The organism is uncultured Methylophaga sp., assembly GCF_947259025.1.
Lineage (GTDB): Bacteria > Pseudomonadota > Gammaproteobacteria > Nitrosococcales > Methylophagaceae > Methylophaga.
In genome coordinates this window covers 258,739-281,107 of sequence record NZ_CAMYKO010000004.1, presented here as the reverse complement: position 1 = coordinate 281,107, position 22,369 = coordinate 258,739, and the positions used below count along the sequence as shown (strand labels likewise).

Here is a 22,369-nt window from a genome sequence, read left to right as displayed (position 1 = left end):
TTTTAGTTATTAATTCATGGCAAGCATCGTTCATCTCGCGATCCCGACTCCGCTCAGACAGCTGTTTGACTATCTGACCGATAAACCGGCCAGTTTCTGGCAGAGCGGTATGCGGGTCAGAGTTAATTTTGCCGGCAGAAGCTGCATTGCCATCGTAATCCGTGCCAGTGATGTCCAAAGCAATGAAGAAGGCAGCAAGTTAAAAAGCATTGATGAGATTATCGATGCCCAGCCACTGCTGCCTGAAGAAGTATTGCAAACTGTGCTCTGGGTCAGCCGCTATTACCATCATCCCCTGGGTGAATGCCTGCAGACAGTGCTGCCTAAGAGACTGCGAAAAGGCGATTCATCTGAGCTGCAACATGAAGCCTGGTGGTTCAAAAATGAAGACAGCGATAATAAAAAAACAGGCGAGAAACAACAGGCCATTTTAAGTCTGCTGGAAGATTATCCGGAAGGCATCAGTCAGTCGGCGATAAAAGCCCAGCTGGGTAATGTCTCAACTTCACTGAAAAGTTTGCAACAACAACAGCGGATTACACAAAAACCACAGGCGAAGCTGCCCATTGCCCGTACAGAACTGAATTTACCTTGTGCGCTGAATAGCGAACAGCAACAGGTCGTAGACGAAGTCTGGCAGAGCCGAGAGCAGTTTCAACCGTTTCTGCTGGAAGGCATTACCGGCAGCGGTAAAACCGAAGCCTATATCGCATTAAGTGAAAAAATGCTGGCTGCCGGGCGACAGGTGCTGATTCTGATTCCCGAGATCGGTCTCACCGGCCAGTTTGTGGAGCGTTTTAAACAGCGACTGAATACCAGCATCGTGGTATTGAACTCAGCCATCTCCGACGGCGAGAGAAAACAGGGCTGGCTGCTGGCCAGAGAGGGGCTGGGCAGAATCATCATCGGTACCCGCAGTGCTGTGTTTACGCCGTTGCCGGAAGCGGGCTTGATCATCATTGATGAAGAACACGACAGTTCCTACAAACAGCAGGATGGACTGCGCTATCACGCCCGTCAGGTGGCTTTGATAAGGGCGCAGAAAATGGGGGTGCCGGTCCTGATGGGCAGTGCCACACCATCGCTGGAAAGTCTGTACCAGGTAAAGCAACAACGTTTCAGATTTCTGCAGTTACAACAGCGTGCCACCGGTGCCAGTCTGCCCGCTGTGCATTTGATAGACAGTCAGGGAGCACACCCTGACCATGGTCTGACCGAACAGTTATTGAAAAAAATGCACCAGCATCTGGAAGCCGGCAACCAGGTCATTTTGTTTATCAACCGTCGGGGCTATGCGCCGGTTTTGATGTGTCATGATTGTGGCTGGCAGGCGCAGTGTAACCATTGTGATGCCCGCATGGTGGTGCATAAACAACGCCATATCCTGTTTTGTCATCATTGCGGGTCTATCCAGCGACTGCCTGATAAATGTCCTGAGTGTGAGTCGAAACAGCTCAAAAGCTACGGCGCCGGCACCGAAAAAATTGAGCAGCATCTGCAGACTCTGTTTCCCGATACACCGGTGATCCGCGTTGACCGAGACAGCACCCAACGGGTTAATGCCTTTGACAAAATGGTCAGCGAAATCCGACAGGGGCAGGCGCGGATCCTGGTGGGCACGCAAATGCTGGCCAAGGGCCATGATTTTCATGATGTGACACTAGTCGGCGTGCTGGATACCGATCAGGGTTTATACAGTGCCGACTTCCGCGCAACCGAAAACCTGGCACAAATGATTACCCAGGTCACCGGACGTGCCGGTCGCGGTGCCAAAGAAGGCGAAGTATTGATCCAGAGTGAACAGCCGCAACATCCATTCTGGCGAAATCTTATCCGTGAAGGTTACGCGCTGACTGCAGATAAACTGTTGCAGGAACGTATTGAAATGGGCATGCCGCCAGCCAGTCACTGGGCGGTGATTCGGGCAGAAGCCAAAGATCGCAGTCTGGCCATGGACTTTCTGGGAGAGGTGGCAGGCATATTGGGCAGTCAGTCTCAGCAGACTGTGATGGTCATGGGGCCGGTTCCGGCGATTATGGAGAAAAAAGGCGGACGGTACCGGGCACAGCTGCTGCTGAACAGTGCCGAGCGCAAACCCCTGCATCAGCTTCTGGATCGATGTACGGACAGCATCAGCCGCCATAAACTGGCGCGGAAACTGCGCTGGTCAATGGATATTGATCCCATCGATCTGCTCTGACAGCAGCAGACAAGGATGTTATCACTGCCCATGATCGGTTAAAATGCGCCACACATTCCAATTTGCATTCAGGGCTTTAATACGTTGAAAGATCAACTGAAAAACCTGCTCAGCCAGGCTTTAGCGACTTTTACCCAACAACATCAACTTGATATCGATCTGCCAGCCATTCAGATCGAGCGCACCAAAGACAAAAACCACGGCGATTTCGCCTGTAATATTGCAATGATGCTGGCCAAACCAGCACGTATGAATCCGCGTCAGATTGCCAGTGAGATCGTTGAAGCCCTGCCCGAATCCGAATTTGTGACCCAGGTTGAGATTGCCGGTCCCGGTTTTATCAACTTTTTCCTGACTGCCGAAGCCAGCCAGCAAGTGGTCAAAGATATCCTGCTGCAAGGCGAAGCCTATGGCCGTAGTGAAGTGGGGAAAGGTAGAAAAGTGCAGGTAGAGTTTGTTTCTGCCAACCCGACCGGCCCTTTGCACGTCGGTCATGGCCGCGGTGCCGCCTACGGTTCGGTAGTGAGCAGCTTGCTGATGGCTGCCGGTTTTGATGTGCACCGCGAATATTATGTGAATGATGCCGGCCGTCAGATGGATATTCTGGGCACCAGTGTCTGGCTGCGTTACCTGCAGGCCTGCGGTGAGCACTTCACTTTTCCCAGCAATGGCTACCAGGGTGACTATGTCCGCGATATTGCAGAAGAGTTAAAGCAGGCATTCGGCGAACAATTCCGTCACCCGGCATCCGCCGTATTTGAGGGGATACCGGCTGATGAACCCGAAGGTGGCGATAAAGAACTGCATATCGATGCTCTCGGCAGCCGAGCCAAGTTACTGCTGGGAGATGCTGACTACCGGACGGTATTCGATAAGGGGCTGAATCATATTCTTGCAGATATCCGTCAGGATCTGGCTGAATTTGGCAGTGAATACGACGAGTGGTTCTCCGAGCGTTCGCTGGTGGAATCCGGTGAAGTCGATAAAGCGATTGAACAGCTCAAAGCCGCCGGTCAGCTTTATCAGGACAAGGGCGCCTGGTGGTTTAAGTCCACTGATTATGGTGATGAAAAAGACCGGGTGGTCGTTCGCGACAATGGTCAGAAGACCTATTTCGCCTCGGATATCGCCTATCACCTGAATAAATATCAGCGCGGTTTTGACCAGATCATCGATATCTGGGGCGCTGATCACCACGGCTACATTCCGCGGGTTAAAGCCTCAGTGCAGGCGATGCAGCAGAATGTCGATCAGCTGAAAGTGCTGCTGGTGCAGTTTGCCGTGCTCTATCGCGGTGCGGAAAAAGTAGGCATGTCGACCCGTAGCGGTGAGTTTGTCACCCTGCGTGAACTGCGTGATGAGGTGGGTAAAGACGCGGCGCGCTTTTTCTACGTGATGCGCGGCGCCGATCAACACATGGACTTCGATCTGGAGCTGGCCAAGTCGCAGAGTAACGATAATCCGGTTTATTACGTCCAGTATGCGCATGCCCGGGTCTGCAGTGTGTTCCGGCAGCTGGCAGAGCGCGGTCAAAGCTGGGATCAGGCTGTGGGTGAAGCCAACCTGGACAAACTCACGGAAGTGCATGAGGAAGCGTTGCTAACCCGTTTAGCGGCTTATCCGGAAGCACTGGAAAATGCGGCACTGAACCACACACCGCACATGCTGGCGCACTACCTGACCGATCTGGCCCGCGATTTCCACACTTACTACAATGCCCATCAGTTCATTGTGGATGATGAAGCATTGTGCCAGGCAAGGTTAACCCTGATTAGCGCTGTGCGTCAGGTCATTACCAACGCCCTGACAGTGATGGGCGTATCTGCACCGGATTCAATGTAGGGGACTGCCCGTGGCTGCCAAGAGAAATACCCGTAACAACGACAACCGTTCCCTGCCATGGGGGCCGATGCTGCTGAGCTTTGCTGTCGGCGCCTTCATCATGTTCCTGTTGCACCTGAAAGATAATGTGCCCGAGGATCAAAGCAGCGAAAGCACGCCCAAACAACAGCAGAAGAAGGTAGAGCCGAAAGGTGTGGAACCGACTTTCGATTTCTACACATTGCTGCCGGAAACCGAAGTCGTGGTGGAAAATAAAAATCAGGGCAAGCAACCGGTCGTGGCCTCGCCTTCAGAACCGGCTCAGCAGCCTGAAACGCCGGCCAAAACCGCGCCCGCTGAAAGTTATATGATTCAGGTCGGTTCATTTAAAAAGCTGGCCGATGCCGATGGTTTTCGTGCCAAGTTAGCCTTATTGGGTATTGAGTCCAAAGTTCAGACCGTTACCATAGATAACAAGGAAACCTGGCATCGGGTGCAAGTCGGCCCGATTGCCGGCCGTGACCAGGCGGATAAACTGCAGAAGCAATTGCGTGAAAACGATATTGACTCGCTGCTGCTCAAAGCCAAGCGTGGCTGATAAGCTTGCTATCTGCCTAGGTCAAGCGGTTGCTGTAAGCCGCGGTCTGCCGCACCCGGTTTAACGATTTAATAATTGATTGAGGACACCGATATGACGGACAAACAACAGGATGGCATCTTTCACGATGTTGTCAGTCCTTTCTGCGGTATTGCTTCTGATGATCTGGTGGTGCAGGTCGAGGGCAATACGGTCACGGTGAAAGAACAGGGTGACAGCGTGACCCGGCCCGGGTTTGAAACGCCGCTGACGGATCTTTCACCGCGAATCAAAGGGCAGGAGGTCTCGCTGGATGAGGCGGTCAGGCATATCGCCGGTCTGTTCAACAACAGTAAGCAACCGTTGATTGGTGGCATGGGAACCGACTTGAACGGCGCCCGCGCTGCGATGGCACTGGCTGATCACAGCCGTGCCACGCTGGACAGTCAGTTTTCCGATGCCGCATTCAGAAACATTCTGGTGCTGCAGGATACCGGCTACATGACCACCACTCTGACCGAAGTACGAAACCGCGTTGATTTCCTGCTGGTGGTGGGGACTGATATCGAATCGGCGTTTCCGCGCTTTTTCGAACGCGTCGTCTGGCCCAAAGAAAGTATGTTCGGCCAGGAAATTGAAAGCCGCGAGATTGTTTACCTGGGCAAAGCACCATCAGGCACGGCCTCTACCTCACCCGGCGGACGTCGCGCTGAAGTGGTGGAATGCAGTGAGGATGATCTGCCGGAAGTGGTCGCGGTTTTGCGCGCCTTGGTCAATGGCAAAAACGTTCAGGCCGAGAGCGTTGGCGGCATTGCGACTGCCGATATCGCCGGTATTGCTGAAAAACTCAAAGGCGCCAGTTACGGTGTTATCAGCTGGTCGGGCAGCCAGCTTAATCACGATCATGCCGAGGTCACCATCCAGACCCTGTGTGACATGATTAAGGAAATCAATAACACCACCCGCTGTAATGGGCTGCCTCTCGGTGGTAAAGAGGGCGATACCACAGTTAATGCGGTGTCATCCTGGCAATCGGGATATCCGATGCGCACCAGTTTCAGCCGCAATATGCCGGACTACGATCCCTACCTGAACCGTGGCCAGCGTATGCTGGATGAGGGTGAGGTCGATCTGTTGCTGTGGGTATCGAGTTTTAATACCGCCGGCACACCGCCTGTTACTGATGCCACCACCGTGGTGCTGGGACGCTCAGGCATGACTTTCGAGGAGGAACCGGAAGTCTTTATCCCGGTCGGTGTCCCGGGTATTGACCATGCCGGACGCACCTTCCGCTGCGACAGTGCGGTATCGTTACCCCTGAAAAAATTACGTGACAGCGGCTTGCCCAGCACTTTTGACGTGCTGACTGCTGTTGAACAAGCGCTGTAAACGGAGACTTCCCATGCTGACTAAACTCACCGGCGGCCGCGTCTTTGATCCCGAACACGGGCAGAATGATGTGGTCCGCGACATTTACATTCGTGACGGCCGCATTGTCGATGCCCCGTCCGACGGCAAAATTGATGAAGAAATCGATGTGCGCGGCAAAATCATTATGTCCGGCGCCATTGATATGCATACCCATATCGGTGGCGGCAAGGTCAATATAGCCCGTACCATGCTGCCCGAAGATCACGCCGAGGCGCTGCTGGAACGCACCGAGCTGATGCGCAGCGGCTGTGGCCATGCTGCACCGAGCACCCTGACCACCGGCTACCGCTATGCCGAAATGGGCTACACCGCCGGTTTTGAACCCGCTGTGTTGCCGGTCAATGCCCGCCAGGCACATATGGAAATGGCTGATACCCCGATTATCGACAAGGGCGGCTATGCGATGCTGGGCAGTGATGATTTTCTGCTCAGAATGATGGCCGCCAATGAAGATCAGGAAGCCATTAACAACTACGTCGCCTGGACACTGAACCATACCCAGGCGCTGGGGCTGAAAGTGGTCAACCCGGGTGGTATCAACGCTTTTAAATTCAACCAGCGCAAGCTGGATCTGGACGAGAAAAATACTTTTTACAATGTCTCGCCCAGGGAAATCCTGCAAAGACTGTCACGCGCGGTGACTGAGCTGGGCGTGCCGCATCCGCTGCACGTGCATGGCTGTAACCTGGGCGTGCCGGGTAACAAGGACACCACGCTGGATACTATTCAGGGCATCGAAGGTTTGCCCATGCACCTGACCCATATCCAGTTCCACAGCTATGGCACTGAAGGGGATTTCAAGTTTTCTTCCGGCGCCGCGGAAATTGCCGAGGCCATTAACCGCAATAAAAATATTACCGTTGATGTTGGTCAGATCCTGTTTGGTCAGACCGTAACCGCCTCCGGTGATACCATGCGCCAGTTTGCCGGTGCACCGCATGCCCACCCCAATAAGTGGGTCGGTATGGACATCGAGTGTGATGCCGGTTGTGGCGTGGTGCCATTCAAATACAAAGATCAAAGCTTTGTGAATGCTCTGCAATGGATGATTGGCCTGGAAACCTTCCTGATGGTTGATGATCCCTGGCGGATATTTTTGACCACCGACCACCCCAACGGTGCGCCATTTACCAGTTATCCGCATCTCATCAAGCTGCTGATGGATAAATCTTTCCGTAACGATATGCTGTCCACCCTGCATCCTGAAGCACAGAAAGCCACTCATCTGGCCTCACTGGATCGCGAGTACTCGCTGTACGATATTGCGATTATGACCCGTGCCGGTGCTGCCAAACTGCTGGGTCTGGCTGACCGCGGTCATCTGGGCGTAGGTGCTGCAGCTGACATTACCGTTTACACCGATGATGCTGATCGCGAAAAAATGTTCAGCAAACCGGATTATGTCTTTAAAGACGGTCAGATGGTAGTCAGAAAAGGCGAACTGGTGAAAATCACCTGGGGCACGACCCATGTGGTCAAACCGGAATATGATGGCTCGATTGAAAAGCCATTGCAGTCCTACTTTGATGAGTTCCACACCATGAAGATGGGTAACTTCAAGATCAGCGATGATGAGATCGTCGATGACGGGCGTGGCAGCCTGACCGTACAGCCGTTGAGACAAGGAGGCAAACTATGATTATCAACGGTGTCACGATTGACGAAACCTTTGCTGAAGCGTTTCCGATGCGCGGTACCCGCGTCATTATCACCGCGCAGAACCTGACATGGGCGATGAACTCGGCCCAGGCCTTTACCGGCTTTGCGACTTCGGTCATTGCCTGCGGTTGTGAAGCAGCGATTGAACGTACGCTTGAGCCCAGCGAAACGCCGGATGGTCGACCCGGTGTGGCCTGTCTGATCTTTGCCATGGGCGGCAAAGGGCTGGCGAAACAGGTTGAAACCCGTGCGGGTCAGTGTGTGCTTACTTCTCCTACGTCTGCTTTATTCTCTGGCCTGGAGATGGATGAAGAAGGTAAAGAAATCGCTTTGGGTAAAAACCTGCGCTTCTTCGGCGACGGTTATCAGATCTCCAAGGTCATTGACGGTAAACGCTACTGGCGGATTCCGGTGATGGACGGTGAATTTCTGACTGAAGAAAATACCGGTATGCGCGCCGCAGTCGGTGGCGGTAATTTTCTGATCCTGGCTGAGTCGCAGCCACAGGCGCTGGCTGCCTGTGAAGCGGCAGTTACCGCGATGAAAAAACTGCCCAATGTGATTATGCCGTTCCCGGGCGGGGTGGTGCGTTCCGGCTCTAAAGTCGGCTCAAAGTACAAAGCTTTGAATGCCTCCACTAATGATGCCTTCTGCCCGACATTAAAAGGGCAGACCAAATCGGAATTGTCAGCGGAAGTCGAATCAGTGATGGAAATCGTGATTGACGGCCTGACCGAAGAAGATATCAACAAGGCCATGCGCGCCGGTATCGAGGCGGCCTGTGAACTGGGCGCAGAAAACGGTATTCGGCGTATCAGTGCTGGTAACTACGGCGGCAAACTGGGGCCGTTCCACTTCCATCTGCAGGAGATTATGGCATGAGTGCATTTACATTCACCCTGAAAAATCCGCCTGCACAGCGGGTTGATTGTTCACCGCTAACCGCCGATAAGCTGGGCGACAAATCAGCGGCTGATATTGCGGCTTTAACGCTGGTGGTCGGCAATCAGAAAGTCCGCGTCGATGCGTTATTTGAACTCAGCGGTGATGATCTGGCGGAAATCCGTTTTGAAAAAGCCACGGATAAACTGGATCACATCGGTCATGGCATGAGCACCGGGACGATAACAATCAACGGTGATGCCGGCGCTTATCTGGGCCAGTTTATGAGCGGCGGCTCTATTACCGTTAATGGCAATACCCATATCTATACCGCCTGTGAAATGAAAGGCGGCGAGATCAAGGTCGATGGCAATGCTGGTGACTTTGTCGGCGCAGCCCGCATTGGCTATAAAAACGGTATGACCGGTGGCACCGTGATTATCACTGGTAATACCGGCGCCCGTACCGGCGATCATATGCGCCGTGGCATGATCCTGATTGAGGGCGATGCTGGCGATTACTGTGGTTCACGTATGGTGTCGGGCACGATTGCTGTGTTGGGTCAGGTCGGTAAACACCTGGGCTATGCGATGAAGCGTGGCACATTGTTGTTGCAACAGCCACCGGCCCACGGGCTGGCTGGTAACTTCAATGATTGTGGCTCCCACACTTTAGCCTTTCTGCCGTTGATGTTTGCTTCATTCAAAAAGCTCGACAGCGAGTTTGCCCGGGTGGAACCGTTCTCGCGGGTCCAGCGCTATGCTGGTGATCTGGCTGGTATCGGCATGGGTGAGATTCTGGTTAAGATCTAAGCATCAGATGCTCGATATTGCCTAAAAAAGCCCGCTTCAACGCGGGCTTTTTTTGGCTTAAAGGATTTTGGCAAAACAGCCGAATTGGTTTAATCTCTGTGTTAAAGAGCGGTGATAAAACCGTATGCAAGTCGGAGAAAAAAGAGAGGGATGGCGCATGTCTGACAGCGGTAAATCCGTTATCCAGTTTATTGTTGAAGAACAGCGTGCCAATCCCGGTGCGAGCGGCGACTTGTCGGGTCTGCTCAGTGATATCGTCAGCGCCTGTAAAAAAATCTCTCACCAGGTTGGCCGCATCGGCTTATCCGGGCTGGGCGGATATGCCGACTCGGAAAACGTACAGGGCGAGACCCAGAAAAAACTTGATGTTATCAGCAACGAAGTGATGATCGAGCACCTTAAGTGGACCGGTCACCTGGCTGCGATGGCCTCCGAGGAAAATGAAGAGATTATCCAGATCCCGGCGCGCTATCCCAAGGGCAAGTACCTGATTTGTTTCGATCCGCTGGATGGCTCGGGCAATATTGATATCAACTTTTCGGTGGGGACGATTTTTTCCATCCTGCGTGCCCCGGAAGCGTCGAAAAACCCGTCGCTCAAGGATTTTATGCAGCCCGGCACCGAACAGGTCTGTGCCGGCTTTTGCATTTACGGCCCTTCTACCATGCTGGTGATGACTACCGGCCGCGGCGTCAACGGCTTCACCCTGGACCGGGATGTGGGCGAGTTCATGCTCACTCATCCCAATATGCGCATTCCTAAAGATACCGCCGAGTTCGCCATCAATGTTTCCAACCACCGTTTCTGGGAGGAGCCAGTTCGTCGCTATATCGATGAATGTATTCAGGGCGTGGACGGCGGCCGCGAGAAGAACTTCAATATGCGCTGGAATGCGTCGATGGTGGCCGAAATCTACCGCATTTTGACCCGCGGCGGCGTGTTTATGTACCCGATGGACAGCCGGTTGGTGAAACAGGGTGGCCGCCTGCGGCTGATGTATGAAGCCAGTCCCATGAGTTTTATTATTGAACAGGCCGGCGGACTCAGTACCACCGGTTATCAGCGCATTATGGAAGTGCAGCCTGAAGATATTCATCAGCGGGTGCCGGTGATCCTGGGATCGAAAAATGAAGTTGACCGTATTATCAAATATCACCAGCAGACTTGATTGGCGATGCTTTATCGCCCTGTGTTCGCTGTTACTGAGCCTGTCAGTGTCGGCGGCTGAAGTCTATAAATGTGAAAAAAATGGTGCTGTCGAGTTCAGTGATCAGCCCTGTTCTGAACAGGCGCAAACTATCCGTATTGAAGTTCGCCAGCCCGATCCTGATGCCGTCAGCGCCCAGCAATCGCTGACAGCGACTTTTGAAGAAGAGTCGCGGATCAGTGAAATCCGCCAGCTTAATCAACGCAATGACGAACTGGAACAGCAAATGCGCCAGGCGCAACAGCAGCATCAGGTGGAGATGCAAAAACTGCAGGACAGAACCTATGACTTCGGTGACGGGCGCGTTGCCACCCGTGAATACGGTCTGTTTGAAAAAATGGATGAGCTGGATGCCCGTCATCAGCAAAATATGCAATCTTTGCAGCAACAGATAGAGAAAAACCAGCAAGCCCTTGAACAGTTATATCCCTGAAAGCCGTCTTTCCTCAGAGGAACCAGCGCATGAAAAAAATGCTGTTAGTGGTCTCACACGGTCTGGTTCTTTTACTCGGGTTTGCTGCCGGCATTTATCTATTACCGATCCTGATCCAACCGCCGGCGCAGTCACAGCAACAGATTGACAAGGTGGCCAGCGAAGCGCGTTTCAGCGGCCAGTTCCGTCGCGAACTGGAAGGCAGTGATCCACTGCATTTTGCAGAAGGCAGCATTTATTTCAGTGACAGCCAGATTGCTTTTGCCGGCAGCATTGCGCCGGGACCCGATTATCGTTTGTACTTGTCGCCCGAGTTTGTCGAGACCAAGGCGGATTTTCTCAGTCATCAACACCGGATGCGTCAGGTAGGAGAGGTCAACAGGTTCAAAGATTTTGTATTGCCGCTGGCGGCATCTGTCGATTTGGAAGACTACAACAGTGTGATTATCTGGTGCGAATCATTCAGCCTGTTTATCAGCGCAGCCAAATACCAGTAAACTGCATCGGTACATTGAAACAGGAGCGTATGATGCTGAAAACTATCGCTACAGGTTTTGTCGCGGCATTGTGGCTGTTAGCCAGCGCGGTCAGTGCAGAGACCGTGCGCTACAGCTACCAGGGACAAGCGCTGGAGGGTTTCTACCTCAGTGCCGGTGAAAAAGCGCCGCTGGTCATGCTGATTCACGACTGGGATGGTCCCACCGGCTATGAATTTCGCCGTGCAGAGATGCTGAAAGAACAAGGCTACAGCGTGTTTGTTGCCGATATCTATGGCGCCGGTATCCGGCCGGTGGAAGTCGCTGACAAGCGCCATCATACCGGTGAACTGTATCGTGACCGGAATCGCATGCGCGGATTGATCAATGCCGCGCTGCAAAAGGCTGCTGAATTGGGCGCCAATACCGATAATAGCGTTATGATTGGCTATTGCCTGGGCGGCACCGCAGTGCTGGAAATGGCGAGGGCCGGTTCACCCATGCAAGGTTTTGTTGCCATTCATGGGGGGCTGGGCACTCCGGCCGGACAGGATTACAGCAATGTCAAAGCTGACATTCTGGTTCAGCACGGCGCGGCAGATGCCAATATTTCCATGGCTGAATTCGCTGCTTTAAGCCAGGCGCTGGAACAAGACGGTGCTCCTAATGAAATGATCAGCTATGGCGGCGCTCAGCACTCCTTTACCAAGTTTGATAATCCCAAGTATCACCCTGAAGCAGATAAAAAATCCTGGCAGCGACTGCTTGGCTTTCTGCAAAGCCAGTTACGATGAGCAGGCGCTGGCTGACAGCTTTCAGCTTGCTGCTGATTCTCTGCAGTGTCACGGCGCAGGCTGATAACAGCCTGGTGCGGCTGGCAGTAGTTAACACGCCTTATCAAAGTGGCTTGCTGCAGACGCTCATCAGCGACTTTGAGGCCCGGAGCGGTTACCGGGTATCACTCTACAGCGGTAATGATGTGTTTGAGCAAGCGCGGCAGGGTGAAGCTGACCTGCTGATTGCCCACTATGGCAAAAGCCCGATGCAGACGTTTGTGCTTTCCCGGCTGGGGAGTTGGCCACAACTGGTGTTTGCCAATCAGCAGGTGATTATCGGGCCCAAAAGCGATCCTGCCGGAATCCGGGGCATGAAAAATGCCTCTCTAGCCTTGCAGCGGATTGCTGAGCAACAACAGCCCTTTGTGCTCAACCAGATCAAGGGCGTTAAAGATCTGTTCGAGTTGTTATGGCTCAAGGCTGGCAAGCCCGACAAACAGGGCTGGTTGATCGATGAGGCGGTAGCCAAAGGTCAGGCGATGAAACAGGCTGATAAGAGGCAGGCCTATACGCTGTGGGGAGCGACCCCGTTTTTACGTTTCAGCCAACAACACCAGCCTGATCTGGAGATTCTGGTGTCAGCCGATCCGCTGCTGCAGCGGGTGATGGCTATCAGCCTGGTCAACGCCGACAAAGTCCAAGGCATCAATAAAGCCGGCGCTGAGATGCTGCGCGATTATCTTTTATCCACACCGGTTCAGGCCCGGGTCAGTGCGTATCGTCAGCGCGGCTACGAGGCTCAGCTCTGGTGGCCCGCTGCCAGGCATAATTAAGGAGGAAAGATGTTCTACGCCAAGCGTATCCTGATGTTAAGCCTGTTGCTGTTCAGTATGACAGGGCAGGCCGATACCGGCTTTCGACTGGAAAATTTTGATTATCCCTATCCAGTCGAACGCTTTTCGCTGACGTCACAACAGCAACAACTGGAAATGGCTTATATGGATGTCGCGCCCAGCGGAGAAGCCAGGGGCGAGACCATTGTGCTGTTTCACGGAAAGAATTTCTGCGCTGCGACCTGGGAGTCGGCGATTGCTGCGCTCAGCGAAGCCGGATACCGGGTGATTGCTGTCGATCAGGTGGGCTTTTGCAAGTCATCCAAGCCGCTGGATTATCAATTCAGTTTTCATCAACTGGCCGACAACACCCGCCAGCTTATCAACAGCCTGAACCCGGGCCGGGTATTGCTGATGGGTCACTCGATGGGGGGCATGCTGGCCAGCCGTTATGCGCTGCTTTATCCGGAGCAGGTTTCAGGGCTGATGTTGGTCAATCCGATCGGGCTGGAAGACTGGTTACAAAAAGGCGTGCCGTATCTGCCGATTGATCAGTGGTATCAGCAACAGCTTAATATCAATGCCGAGGGCATCAAACGCTATCAGCAAAACACCTACTACGCTGGCGAATGGCGTGAAGAGTACGATATCTGGGTAGACATGCTGGCCGGACAGTTTGCTGCAGATCGTGAGCAATCCGCCTGGCTGTCGGCAAAAATTTACGACATGATCCTGACGCAACCGGTGGTGCACCAGTTTCCGCAGCTAACAGTGCCGACCTGGTTGTTAATCGGAGCACAAGACAATACGGCGGTGGGCAAAGCTTTTGCAACCGATAGCATCAGGCAAACACTGGGCAACTACCCGCAACTGGCGACCGAGACTGTCGCCCGCATTCCTGATGCCCGCCTGCACCTGTTTCCGCAGTTGGGACACTCACCCCATATCCAGTCGCCGGCATTATTTAACCGCGCATTGCTGGAAGCGCTCGATCATCTGACCACGCAACCCATGAGGTAATCATGCCGTTTTTATTTGAAGTCCTGTTTATTGTGTCACTATTCCCTATCACCCTGGCAGTGATAGGCGGTTATTTGCGTTACCGTCAGTTTGGCCGCTTTGATAACCATCACCCGCGTCTGCAGCAATCGCAGATGAGCGGTTTGGGGGCCAGGGTTCTGGGCGCCCAGAAAAACGCCTGGGAAGCGTTGATTTTCTATGCGGTGATGTGTTTTCTGGCCCAGGTCTCCATCGTCGATGTGACCGAATTCAGCTATGCGGCTGGTTTGTTTCTGCTGAGCCGTATTGCTCATCCGGTGTTTTACATGCTGGATATGCACAGCTATCGTTCGCTGGTGTTTCTGCTAGGCTGGCTGAGTTGTTTTTATATCGGCCTGAGGGCAGTCACTGCGTTTTAGGCAGATTTAGCGGTGTTTGTACTGGCTGGGGCAGTATCCCCGGGAAATTGAGGGATGACGGAGTTTGCGGTGCTTGCTTTTACGGCCTGACACCCGTTCACGCCAGAGACGGAAACTGCCGGCCTTGAGCTCGCGCCGCATCAGCCGGATAACATCGGCTTCAGCCAGGCCGTAACAGCTTTTGATGGCCTCGAAAGGGGTACGATCCTCCCAGGCCATTTCGATAATGCGGGATCGATCAGCATCTTTGATCTGATGTTTCATAACTGAACTCTGCCTCGCCGCGAATCAAAAACAGGTGAAATATGTTGAGAACTTTATTACCGGTCCTGGCTCTGCTTCTCCTGACAGCCTGTACCGGCCTGCCGCAGGGAATTGAGCCGGTCAAACCCTTCGAACTCGAACGTTACCTGGGTAAATGGTATGAGATTGCGCGCCTCGATCATGGTTTTGAACGTGGCCTGAGTCGGGTGACGGCAGAGTATATACCCCGTGAACAAGGTGGTATTACCGTGATTAACCGTGGTTATTCCGTGGCTGAGGGGGCGTGGGAGCAGGCGCAAGGCAAAGCTTTTATGGTCAGTGAGGACAACAGCGCGCATCTGAAAGTCTCGTTTTTCGGGCCATTTTATGCCAGTTATGTGGTATTTGAACTGGATGAGGATTACCAGTATGCCTTTGTCACCGGCCCCAGCCGTGATTATCTATGGTTACTGGCACGCGAGCCGCAGGTCAGTGACAAGGTAAGAAAGCGTTTTATCGAACTGGCCCGGGACAAGGGTTTTGAGCTGGATGAGTTGATCTTTGTCGATCATGATTAATCTCGCTGCATGGAGGAGACAGAATGCCGGATATTAATTTTTCGCTGGTCTGGTTCAACTTATACCAGATAGGCATTGCCTTTGTGCTGGCGCTGCCGATTGCCTTGAACCGTGAATACTTGACCCGCGGTGCCGGGGTCAGAACCTATCCTTTGGTATCGATCGCCTGTTGCGCCTTTATGCTGGTTGCAATGGACGTTTACGAGGGCAGCGATGCCGAAGCCCGGGTCATGTATGGCGTCATCACCGGCATGGGCTTTATTGGCGGCGGCGCTATTGTCAAAGACTCGGGCCGCGCCATGGGTACCGCCAATGCCGCCGGTATCTGGCTGACCGGGGCGATTGGTATCTCGGTTGCCTACAGCCGTTATGAAATCGCACTGGTGCTGTCGATTATCGGTTTTTTAATTTTCCAGTTCGGCAACTTCCTCAAAAAGCAGGAAGATCAGGCCTGAACGGTCTGCGTGCGGCGGTTTCGTGTCCATGACAGCACCGTGATCAGCAGACTGGGCAGGAAGGTCAGGGTCACGATCATGGAACACAGAATACCGACCAGCACCACGATACCCACCCCGCGATAGAGCTCGGTACCGGCACCGGGAATAAACACCAGCGGTGCCAGGCCAAACACGGTGGTGGCGGTCGACATCAGGATGGGGCGAAGCCGGGTCGCGACGGCCTGATTGACTGCATCACGAATACTGACCGCACTGTCCATCAGGTTTTTACGGGTCTGCTCCACGATCAGGATCGGGTTGTTGACGACCGTGCCCAGCAGAATCACAAAGCCCAGCATGGTGATCATGTCAAACGGCTGAATAATCGCCGGCAGCCCAACGGCATTAAGCAGCGGCCCGGCACTGTTAATGGCAACCAGACCTACGATACCCCCGGCAATACCGAGTGGCACGGTGGCCAGGATCAGCAGGGGGTAATACCAGTGACTGAATATCGCGACCAGCAGCAGGTAGATCAGAATCAAAGCAATCACCAGGTTGCCGGATAAAGAATCACGGGTGGCATCAAGCTGATCGGCAGCACCGGAAATACTGATGGCGACGCCTTTGCCGACTTCACCAGCAGCTTGCATCTCCGGCAGCATTTGTGTTCTGACCTGGTTCACTGCTGTTTCCAGGGCGATTTCCCGGGGTGGGATAATAGACAGGGTCACGGTACGACGGCCATCAACGCGGCGCAGCTGGTCACTGTCGACCGTTTCGGTAATATCAGCCAGCGCACTCAATGGCAGTACCGTGCCCTGTGGCGTCATAATGGGCATGGCTGACAAATCGGATAGTTTCTGATTCTGGCCGGCGCTACTGAAGATGAACATATCGACCTTGTCATCATCCATGAAAAACTCACTGACATAGGCACCATCACTGAGGGCAGCGACGGTATAACCAAAGTCATCGGCAGTCATGTTCACTTCAGCCAGCCGATCCCAGTTGGGCCGGACTTCGATCAAAGGCTGATCCAGAGACAGGGCTGACGGTTCTGATTCGATTTGCGGATCACCGAATAGGGCTTCTGCCCGGCGCAGCGCAAATTCGGCGGTGCTGTACAGACTTTCCTGGTCGGGACCGGCAATATCCAGGTTGACCGCACGGGTGCCGCCCTGGTTACTGGCAATAATGGAGCCACGGTGAGAGAAGCCACGCATGCCCGGATACTGTTCGAACATCTCAGTCAGGCCGTTCATCATCGCTTCGATATCTTCACTGCGGGTCGGTTCACTCAGCACCCAGACCACACCCGGCGCAGTACGCTGATAGTAGTATTTGAGTGAAGGCAGTTCATGTTCGCCATTGTCGAACTTGGCCGGATCAGCATTGAGGGCGGTTTTCAGGTGTTCGCGAATCTCATCACCCAGTCGGTTCATTTCCGACAGGTTATAGCCTGGCGGCGCGGTCATCACACTGAAGGCTTTGGGCTCTTCGCCTTCAGGCAGGTATTCAGCCGGCGGCATCAGGTAGACCCCGGCGCCCATGGTGCCGGCAAAGATCAGCACGATACAACCCATGCGACGCAGGGCACCACCGTTCAGCCAGCCCACCATGCGGAGGATAGGCCCCGGATGCGACAGATCATCTCCGTGATCGCGGTCATCACCAAAACCCACCCGGGCACAGGCAGCTGGCACCACGCCTACGGCGAACAGCATGGAAGCGAGAATGGCCGTGGAAATGGCGATAGCGATATCAGAATAAAGCTGACCGGCTTCCTCCTGTACAAATAGCACCGGCGCGAACACCAGAATGGTGGTCATACTGGAAGCCAGCACTGCGGTCCAGACTTCCCGCACGCCGGTAATGGCTGCCTGAATTCGATCCAGCCCGCGACGACGGCATTGTTCAATACTTTCCAGTACCACGATGGTGTTGTCCACCGTCATGCCGATGGCAAAGGCCACCCCGGCCAGCGAGATAACATTGAGGGTACGGTCAAAGGCCAGCAGGCCCAGGAAGGCGGCAATGGTGCAGACCGGCATACCCATCAGACCAATCAAGGTAGCGCGGCCGGAGCGTAAAAACAGGAACAGAATAAGGGTTGCCAGTAAAGCACCTAAAGCCAAGTTAGTACTTACTTTATCTACCGAGGCCTGCACGTAGCGCACATCATCACCAATCAGTTCGATGGTCATGCCGTTAGGCTCAAGCTGATCACGACGGATCTCTTCCACCACCTTGAGCATATCCTCTTTGATATTGATCACGTTGGAGCCGGACTCGCGCTTGACCGCCATGCTCAGGGCAGCCTCGTTATTAACAATGGATACGCCACGCACTTCGTAGTGGTCCAGTTCGACGCTGGCGACATCCTTGAGTTTGATATCGGTATTGTTGCGGTGAGCCAGGGTCAGTTCTTCCAGCGCCTTGAGGTCCTTGAAGCGGCCAGTGGTGCGGATGAAGTAGCGACGCTTGCCATCATCCAGATCGCCGGCAGAGGTGTCCTGGTTTCGTTCACGTATAGCATCGCGGACTTCGGTGAGGGTCAGGCCGCGCTGGGCCAGTTTGGCCGGATCCACATAAATCTGAATCTGACGCTCGGCACCACCACGCAGCTGTACTTCAGAGACACCGCTGACCCTCTCCATGCGGGGGCGAACGTCGTCATCGATATAGTCGGTGACCATGTCCATATCGAGATTAAGCGGATTACCGGGCAGGGTTTTGACCGCAAAGTACATAAAAGCATTTTCAGAGAATGAACTGCTGCGGATGCGCGGCTGATCGACATTTTCCGGGTAGCTCGGCACCTGGCTGAGCGCATTGGAGACTTCAATCAGGGTTTCATTGATATCAACACCGAAGGGAAACTCCATCTCGATTTCCGCCTGACCGGTATCGGCCAGTGACTCCATCCTGGTCATATTGGGCACGCTGCGCAGGTAGCGTTCCTGCTCGATCAGGATTTCCTTTTCCACATCCTGTGGTGTGGCACCGGGCCAGCCGGTCACCACGCTGATGGTGCGCACATCAAGATCGGGGATCATCTGAATCGGAATGCGAGTCGCTGCAGCAATGCCCAGCACCACGATAATCAGTACGATGACGGTGAGCAGTTTGCCGTTTCTGATAGGGGCTTCAAGCATGAGCAAACAGACCTTATTAGTTAGTCACAGTGACGTTTTGCTGATCGCGAAGCACTTCGTTGCCGCGGATCACCACCTCATCGTCGATTTCGATGCCATCGAGGATGCTAACCCCGCCCTGGCCCTGTTGACCAATCTGCACCTGGCGTCGCTCTGCCACGCCTTCTTCCACTACAAACACGCTGTAGCCGCCATCCGGGTGCAGCAACAAAGCATCACGCGGCACGATAAGCTTCTGCCTTTCACCGTCACTGAGGCCGATCACCGCAGTCGCTGAGGTGCCCGGCAATAAGTCGATTTCTGACGCATCGACAACCACCCTGACCAGGAAGGCGCGAGCCTGAGGATCACTGACCGGTACGATGGCATTGATCTGCCCGGGCAGCCGCCGATCAGGATAGACATCGGGGATGACCTGTACCGGACTGTCTTTCTTGATTGATGAAAAACGTTCCTGCGGTACTTTGACATCCAGCCGGACTTTATCGGTGGCAACCAGTTGCAATACGGCGGTGCCACGGTTTATCCATTCACCGGCTTCAGTCATCTTGGCACTAATCACGCCGGAAAAAGGTGCCGGCAATTCGTGGCGTCGAAGCTGTTCCAGCGCCGTGCGCTGAGTGGCACGGGCCGCAACCAGTGAGGCTTCGGCCAGCGCCAGGTTGGATTCACGGTTGGCCAGTTCACTGGCTGAAATATAATTCTTGCCTCGCAGGCGCTGGGCTTCGTCAACCAGACGCTGGGCTTCATTGCGGGCAGCCTCTGCTTCTGCCGTGGCCGCCTGGGTCTGGGCGTATTGCTGGCTGGCAATGGCCGGATCCAGCTTCACTAGAAGATCCCCTTTTTCCACTTCACTGCCGGCATCGACCAGCACTTGCTGCACCAGTCCGTCGACCCGGGGTGACAGCATCGCTTCTTTTTCAGCAGTCAGCGAACCTGACAGAGTCAGGGTTTCCGCAATCGTGGATTGAGTCGGTTTAGTGGTGGAGACCGGCGTGGCATCATTGGCGTTGAGGTGAAGGGGCAGCAGGCAGAAAAAAGACCATATAAAAAGTCGCGTCAGCGGGGGCATTGATGAAGATTCCATGTGATTGCGGTCCGTAAAGTTCGGTATATTTGGGTTGTCAGTCGCAGCAATAGTTCCTCAACCATGCCGGCAGCGCATCAGAACTGGCAATTTAATGATAGTTGAGCCCGGCTGGCAAGGCTTGTATCACCATGTTTACATTATTTTACAAATGACAGTCATCACGCGTTTATTCCCGCTGTGGGCGGTAATGTTCAGCTTTCTGGCCTGGTGGCAGCCGTCGTGGTGGCTGCCTTTGAAGCCGGCTATTTTGCCGCTTTTGGCAGTGATCATGTTTGCCATGGGGCTGACCCTGACTGCGACCGATTTCCGCCGGGTGCTGACCATGCCTTTGCTGGTGGTGTTAGGCGTGTGTCTGCAATTCGGTCTGATGCCGCTGCTGGCCTGGCTGATTGCTCAGGCCCTGGCGCTGGATCCCTTGCTGGCGACCGGCCTGATTCTGGTCGGCGCCTGTTCCGGTGGCACCGCATCCAATGTGATGACCTATCTTGCCGGCGGCGATGTGGCTTTATCGATTTCGCTGACTGCGGTATCAACCCTGCTTGCGGTGGTCATGACGCCGTGGCTGAGCTGGCTTTATATTGATGCGGCCATTGAGGTGCCGGTGTGGTCGATGTTGCAGACAATTCTGACCCTGGTGATCCTGCCGGTAGCCGCCGGTGTGGCTTTGAACCGCTTTTTACCCCGACTGGTGCGTCCTTTGCAGCCACTGTGCCCATTGCTGGCGATGGTCGCGATCATCGCCATTATTGCCATTATCGTGGCGCTCAATGAGTCACGAATGAGTAGTTTGTCACTGGTCTTGCTGGCGGCGGTGATGATGCACAATCTGGCTGGTCTGACACTGGGTTTTCTGGTTGCCCGCGCGCTGGGCTATTCCAGCGTGGTGTGCCGGACGCTGGCGATTGAAGTGGGCATGCAGAACTCCGGCCTCGCGGTGGCACTGGCGCTGAAAAATTTCACCGCGCTGGCGGCGCTGCCCGGAGCTCTATTCAGTATCTGGCACAATATGAGTGGTGCTGTGTTTGCCGCTTTCTGGCAATGGCGTGACAGGAGTGACAGCCCATGACAGCAGAAATTGAAAGCCTGTACTTTCTTCTGGTAGCGCTTGCCATCGGCTTGATGATCGGGGTCGAACGTGGCTGGCAGGAGCGGGCCAGCCAGGAAGGCCAGCGCATCGCCGGTGTTCGCACTTACGGTCTGATTGGGCTGTTGGGCGGTGGTTTCGGTTTGCTGGCCCAGCAGTTCGGCGCGCTGGTGCTGGGGTTTGGGTTTACCGCGCTGGCGGTAGTCGTGGGCATGATCTTTCTGGCCAAGCAGCAGCAGGAGGGCGAGTGGGGCATTACCAGTCTGGTGGCCGCCTTGCTGGTATTTGTACTGGCCGCGCTGGCGACCAGCGGCGAGGTGCTGGTTGCCTCTTCCACCGCGGTCGTGGCGGTGTTGCTGCTCAGTTACAAACCCCAACTTCATGGCCTGGTCAGCCGCCTGCAGGTGGAAGAATTACGTGCCGGCATCAAGCTGTTGCTGATTTCAGTAGTGATGCTGCCGGTGTTACCGGATCAGGGTTATGGTCCCTGGGAAGCCCTCAACCCGTACCGGATCTGGATGATGGTGGTGGTGATTGCCGCGATCTCCTTTGCCGGTTATGTGGCTATCAAAATCGGCGGTGCCCGTCGTGGCATCTTGTTCACCGGTCTGTTTGGCGGTTTGGCATCATCGACTGCAGTAACCTTGCATTTATCTCGGCTGGGTCACCACAATCATGGCGTGGTGTCTGTGGCGGCCAGCGGCATTCTGATTGCCTGCGGCACTATGTTTATCCGCATGCTGATCATCGTCGGTCTTCTGGCGCCGTCGATGCTGGCCTCACTCTGGCCGCCGGTGGTGTTGATGGCACTGCTGACTTATGCGCCTTTGCTGTTTTTCCACCGCGGTAATGCCGGCAAGGTGCCTGATGCCTCTTCTATTCTGCAAAATCCACTCGAGTTGAAAACTGCACTGACTTTCGGCGCAATTCTGACAGCGGTGATGCTGCTCAGTGTGGTGCTGAGAAATGCCTACGGCGAAGCCGGGCTGATGACACTGGCGGCGCTGTCGGGGATTGCAGATGTCGATGCCATCATGTTGTCACTGGTGGGCATGGCGGAAGATCAGTTGTCCGCCCGCCTGTTCGTGATGGGCTGCGTGATTGCCGCCTGCGCCAACAGCATTGTTAAGGGCATAATGTGTGGCTTAATCGGTGGCCGCGCACTGGGACTGAAAGCCGCCGGTCCGCTGGTGCTGGCCGGTATCAGTGGCGTAGTCGCGACCTGGCTCTGGTACTGGTAAGCTTGGGCCAGGC

The 22,369-nt window shown here is 54.4% G+C and carries 21 protein-coding genes; 18 read left to right on the top strand and 3 right to left on the bottom strand.

Features of this window, described 5'->3' with window-relative positions; translation table 11 throughout:
- The first annotated feature begins 16 nt into the window (after nucleotides 1-16).
- The 14 genes from Q0X64_RS04490 to Q0X64_RS04425 all read left to right on the top strand — a co-directional run bounded on the left by Q0X64_RS04490 (nucleotide 17) and on the right by Q0X64_RS04425 (nucleotide 14,525).
- Complete coding sequence (locus Q0X64_RS04490; protein WP_297809349.1) at nucleotides 17-2,200, top strand: primosomal protein N'; 2,184 nt, start codon at nucleotides 17-19, stop codon at nucleotides 2,198-2,200.
- 84 nt (nucleotides 2,201-2,284) lie between these two features.
- Nucleotides 2,285-4,042 (top strand): arginine--tRNA ligase, encoded by a 1,758-nt coding sequence (gene argS, locus Q0X64_RS04485; RefSeq protein ID WP_297809348.1) that lies wholly within the window; start codon nucleotides 2,285-2,287, stop codon nucleotides 4,040-4,042.
- A gap of 10 nt (nucleotides 4,043-4,052) precedes the next feature.
- On the top strand, nucleotides 4,053-4,619 hold the full coding sequence (locus tag Q0X64_RS04480; protein ID WP_297809347.1) for an SPOR domain-containing protein: 567 nt from the start codon (nucleotides 4,053-4,055) through the stop codon (nucleotides 4,617-4,619).
- A 93-nt stretch (nucleotides 4,620-4,712) separates the two neighbouring features.
- Nucleotides 4,713-5,987, top strand: a complete 1,275-nt coding sequence (locus tag Q0X64_RS04475) for a formylmethanofuran dehydrogenase subunit B (RefSeq protein WP_297809346.1) — start codon at nucleotides 4,713-4,715, stop codon at nucleotides 5,985-5,987.
- A 13-nt stretch (nucleotides 5,988-6,000) separates the two neighbouring features.
- Nucleotides 6,001-7,668 (top strand): formylmethanofuran dehydrogenase subunit A, encoded by a 1,668-nt coding sequence (locus Q0X64_RS04470; protein WP_297809345.1) that lies wholly within the window; start codon nucleotides 6,001-6,003, stop codon nucleotides 7,666-7,668.
- Nucleotides 7,665-8,570 carry a formylmethanofuran--tetrahydromethanopterin N-formyltransferase gene (gene fhcD, locus Q0X64_RS04465; RefSeq protein ID WP_297809344.1) on the top strand — a complete coding sequence of 302 codons (906 nt, stop codon included), beginning with the start codon at nucleotides 7,665-7,667 and terminating at the stop codon, nucleotides 8,568-8,570. Before Q0X64_RS04470 ends, fhcD begins: the two co-directional genes overlap by 4 nt.
- Nucleotides 8,567-9,382, top strand: coding sequence for a formylmethanofuran dehydrogenase subunit C (locus Q0X64_RS04460; RefSeq protein WP_297809343.1), 816 nt, complete (start codon nucleotides 8,567-8,569; stop codon nucleotides 9,380-9,382). Before fhcD ends, Q0X64_RS04460 begins: the two co-directional genes overlap by 4 nt.
- Nucleotides 9,383-9,539: 157 nt before the next feature.
- Nucleotides 9,540-10,550 carry a class 1 fructose-bisphosphatase gene (locus Q0X64_RS04455; protein ID WP_297809342.1) on the top strand — a complete coding sequence of 337 codons (1,011 nt, stop codon included), beginning with the start codon at nucleotides 9,540-9,542 and terminating at the stop codon, nucleotides 10,548-10,550.
- Nucleotides 10,510-11,022 carry a DUF4124 domain-containing protein gene (locus Q0X64_RS04450; protein WP_297809341.1) on the top strand — a complete coding sequence of 171 codons (513 nt, stop codon included), beginning with the start codon at nucleotides 10,510-10,512 and terminating at the stop codon, nucleotides 11,020-11,022. Before Q0X64_RS04455 ends, Q0X64_RS04450 begins: the two co-directional genes overlap by 41 nt.
- A gap of 29 nt (nucleotides 11,023-11,051) precedes the next feature.
- Nucleotides 11,052-11,519, top strand: a complete 468-nt coding sequence (locus Q0X64_RS04445) for a DM13 domain-containing protein (protein ID WP_297809340.1) — start codon at nucleotides 11,052-11,054, stop codon at nucleotides 11,517-11,519.
- 29 nt (nucleotides 11,520-11,548) lie between these two features.
- Nucleotides 11,549-12,292 (top strand): dienelactone hydrolase family protein, encoded by a 744-nt coding sequence (locus Q0X64_RS04440; protein WP_297809339.1) that lies wholly within the window; start codon nucleotides 11,549-11,551, stop codon nucleotides 12,290-12,292.
- Nucleotides 12,289-13,107, top strand: a complete 819-nt coding sequence (locus Q0X64_RS04435) for a hypothetical protein (RefSeq protein WP_297809338.1) — start codon at nucleotides 12,289-12,291, stop codon at nucleotides 13,105-13,107. The genes Q0X64_RS04440 and Q0X64_RS04435 overlap by 4 nt, the downstream gene beginning before the upstream one ends.
- 9 nt (nucleotides 13,108-13,116) lie before the next feature.
- The gene (locus tag Q0X64_RS04430; protein WP_297809337.1) at nucleotides 13,117-14,127 is read left to right on the top strand and encodes an alpha/beta hydrolase; all 1,011 of its coding nucleotides are present in this window, start codon (nucleotides 13,117-13,119) and stop codon (nucleotides 14,125-14,127) included.
- Nucleotides 14,128-14,129: 2 nt separating this feature from the next.
- Complete coding sequence (locus Q0X64_RS04425; RefSeq protein ID WP_297809336.1) at nucleotides 14,130-14,525, top strand: MAPEG family protein; 396 nt, start codon at nucleotides 14,130-14,132, stop codon at nucleotides 14,523-14,525.
- Nucleotides 14,526-14,531: 6 nt separating this feature from the next.
- On the opposite strand, the gene Q0X64_RS04420 is transcribed toward Q0X64_RS04425, so the two are convergent.
- A complete protein-coding gene (locus Q0X64_RS04420; protein ID WP_297809335.1) occupies nucleotides 14,532-14,789 on the bottom strand; it encodes a TIGR03643 family protein in 258 nt (85 codons plus the stop codon).
- Between the two features lie 41 nt (nucleotides 14,790-14,830).
- On the opposite strand from Q0X64_RS04420, the gene Q0X64_RS04415 reads away from it, so the two are divergent.
- Both Q0X64_RS04415 and Q0X64_RS04410 read left to right on the top strand, forming a co-directional pair.
- Nucleotides 14,831-15,346 carry a lipocalin family protein gene (locus Q0X64_RS04415; RefSeq protein ID WP_366517474.1) on the top strand — a complete coding sequence of 172 codons (516 nt, stop codon included), beginning with the start codon at nucleotides 14,831-14,833 and terminating at the stop codon, nucleotides 15,344-15,346.
- Between the two features lie 23 nt (nucleotides 15,347-15,369).
- The gene (locus tag Q0X64_RS04410) at nucleotides 15,370-15,801 is read left to right on the top strand and encodes an MgtC/SapB family protein (protein ID WP_297809334.1); all 432 of its coding nucleotides are present in this window, start codon (nucleotides 15,370-15,372) and stop codon (nucleotides 15,799-15,801) included.
- Here Q0X64_RS04410 and Q0X64_RS04405 read toward each other — a convergent pair.
- Entirely contained in the window at nucleotides 15,792-18,941 is a 3,150-nt protein-coding gene (locus Q0X64_RS04405) for an efflux RND transporter permease subunit (RefSeq protein WP_297809333.1), read from the bottom strand. The genes Q0X64_RS04410 and Q0X64_RS04405 overlap by 10 nt on opposite strands.
- A 16-nt stretch (nucleotides 18,942-18,957) precedes the next feature.
- Entirely contained in the window at nucleotides 18,958-20,028 is a 1,071-nt protein-coding gene (locus Q0X64_RS04400) for an efflux RND transporter periplasmic adaptor subunit (RefSeq protein WP_297809332.1), read from the bottom strand.
- Between the two features lie 94 nt (nucleotides 20,029-20,122).
- On the opposite strand from Q0X64_RS04400, the gene Q0X64_RS04395 reads away from it, so the two are divergent.
- Together Q0X64_RS04395 and Q0X64_RS04390 are read left to right on the top strand one after the other, a co-directional pair.
- Complete coding sequence (locus Q0X64_RS04395; protein WP_297809331.1) at nucleotides 20,123-21,097, top strand: bile acid:sodium symporter family protein; 975 nt, start codon at nucleotides 20,123-20,125, stop codon at nucleotides 21,095-21,097.
- Nucleotides 21,094-22,356: an MgtC/SapB family protein gene (locus Q0X64_RS04390; protein WP_297809330.1), complete on the top strand. Its 1,263-nt coding sequence runs from the start codon at nucleotides 21,094-21,096 to the stop codon at nucleotides 22,354-22,356. The genes Q0X64_RS04395 and Q0X64_RS04390 overlap by 4 nt, the downstream gene beginning before the upstream one ends.
- Nucleotides 22,357-22,369 lie beyond the last annotated feature (13 nt).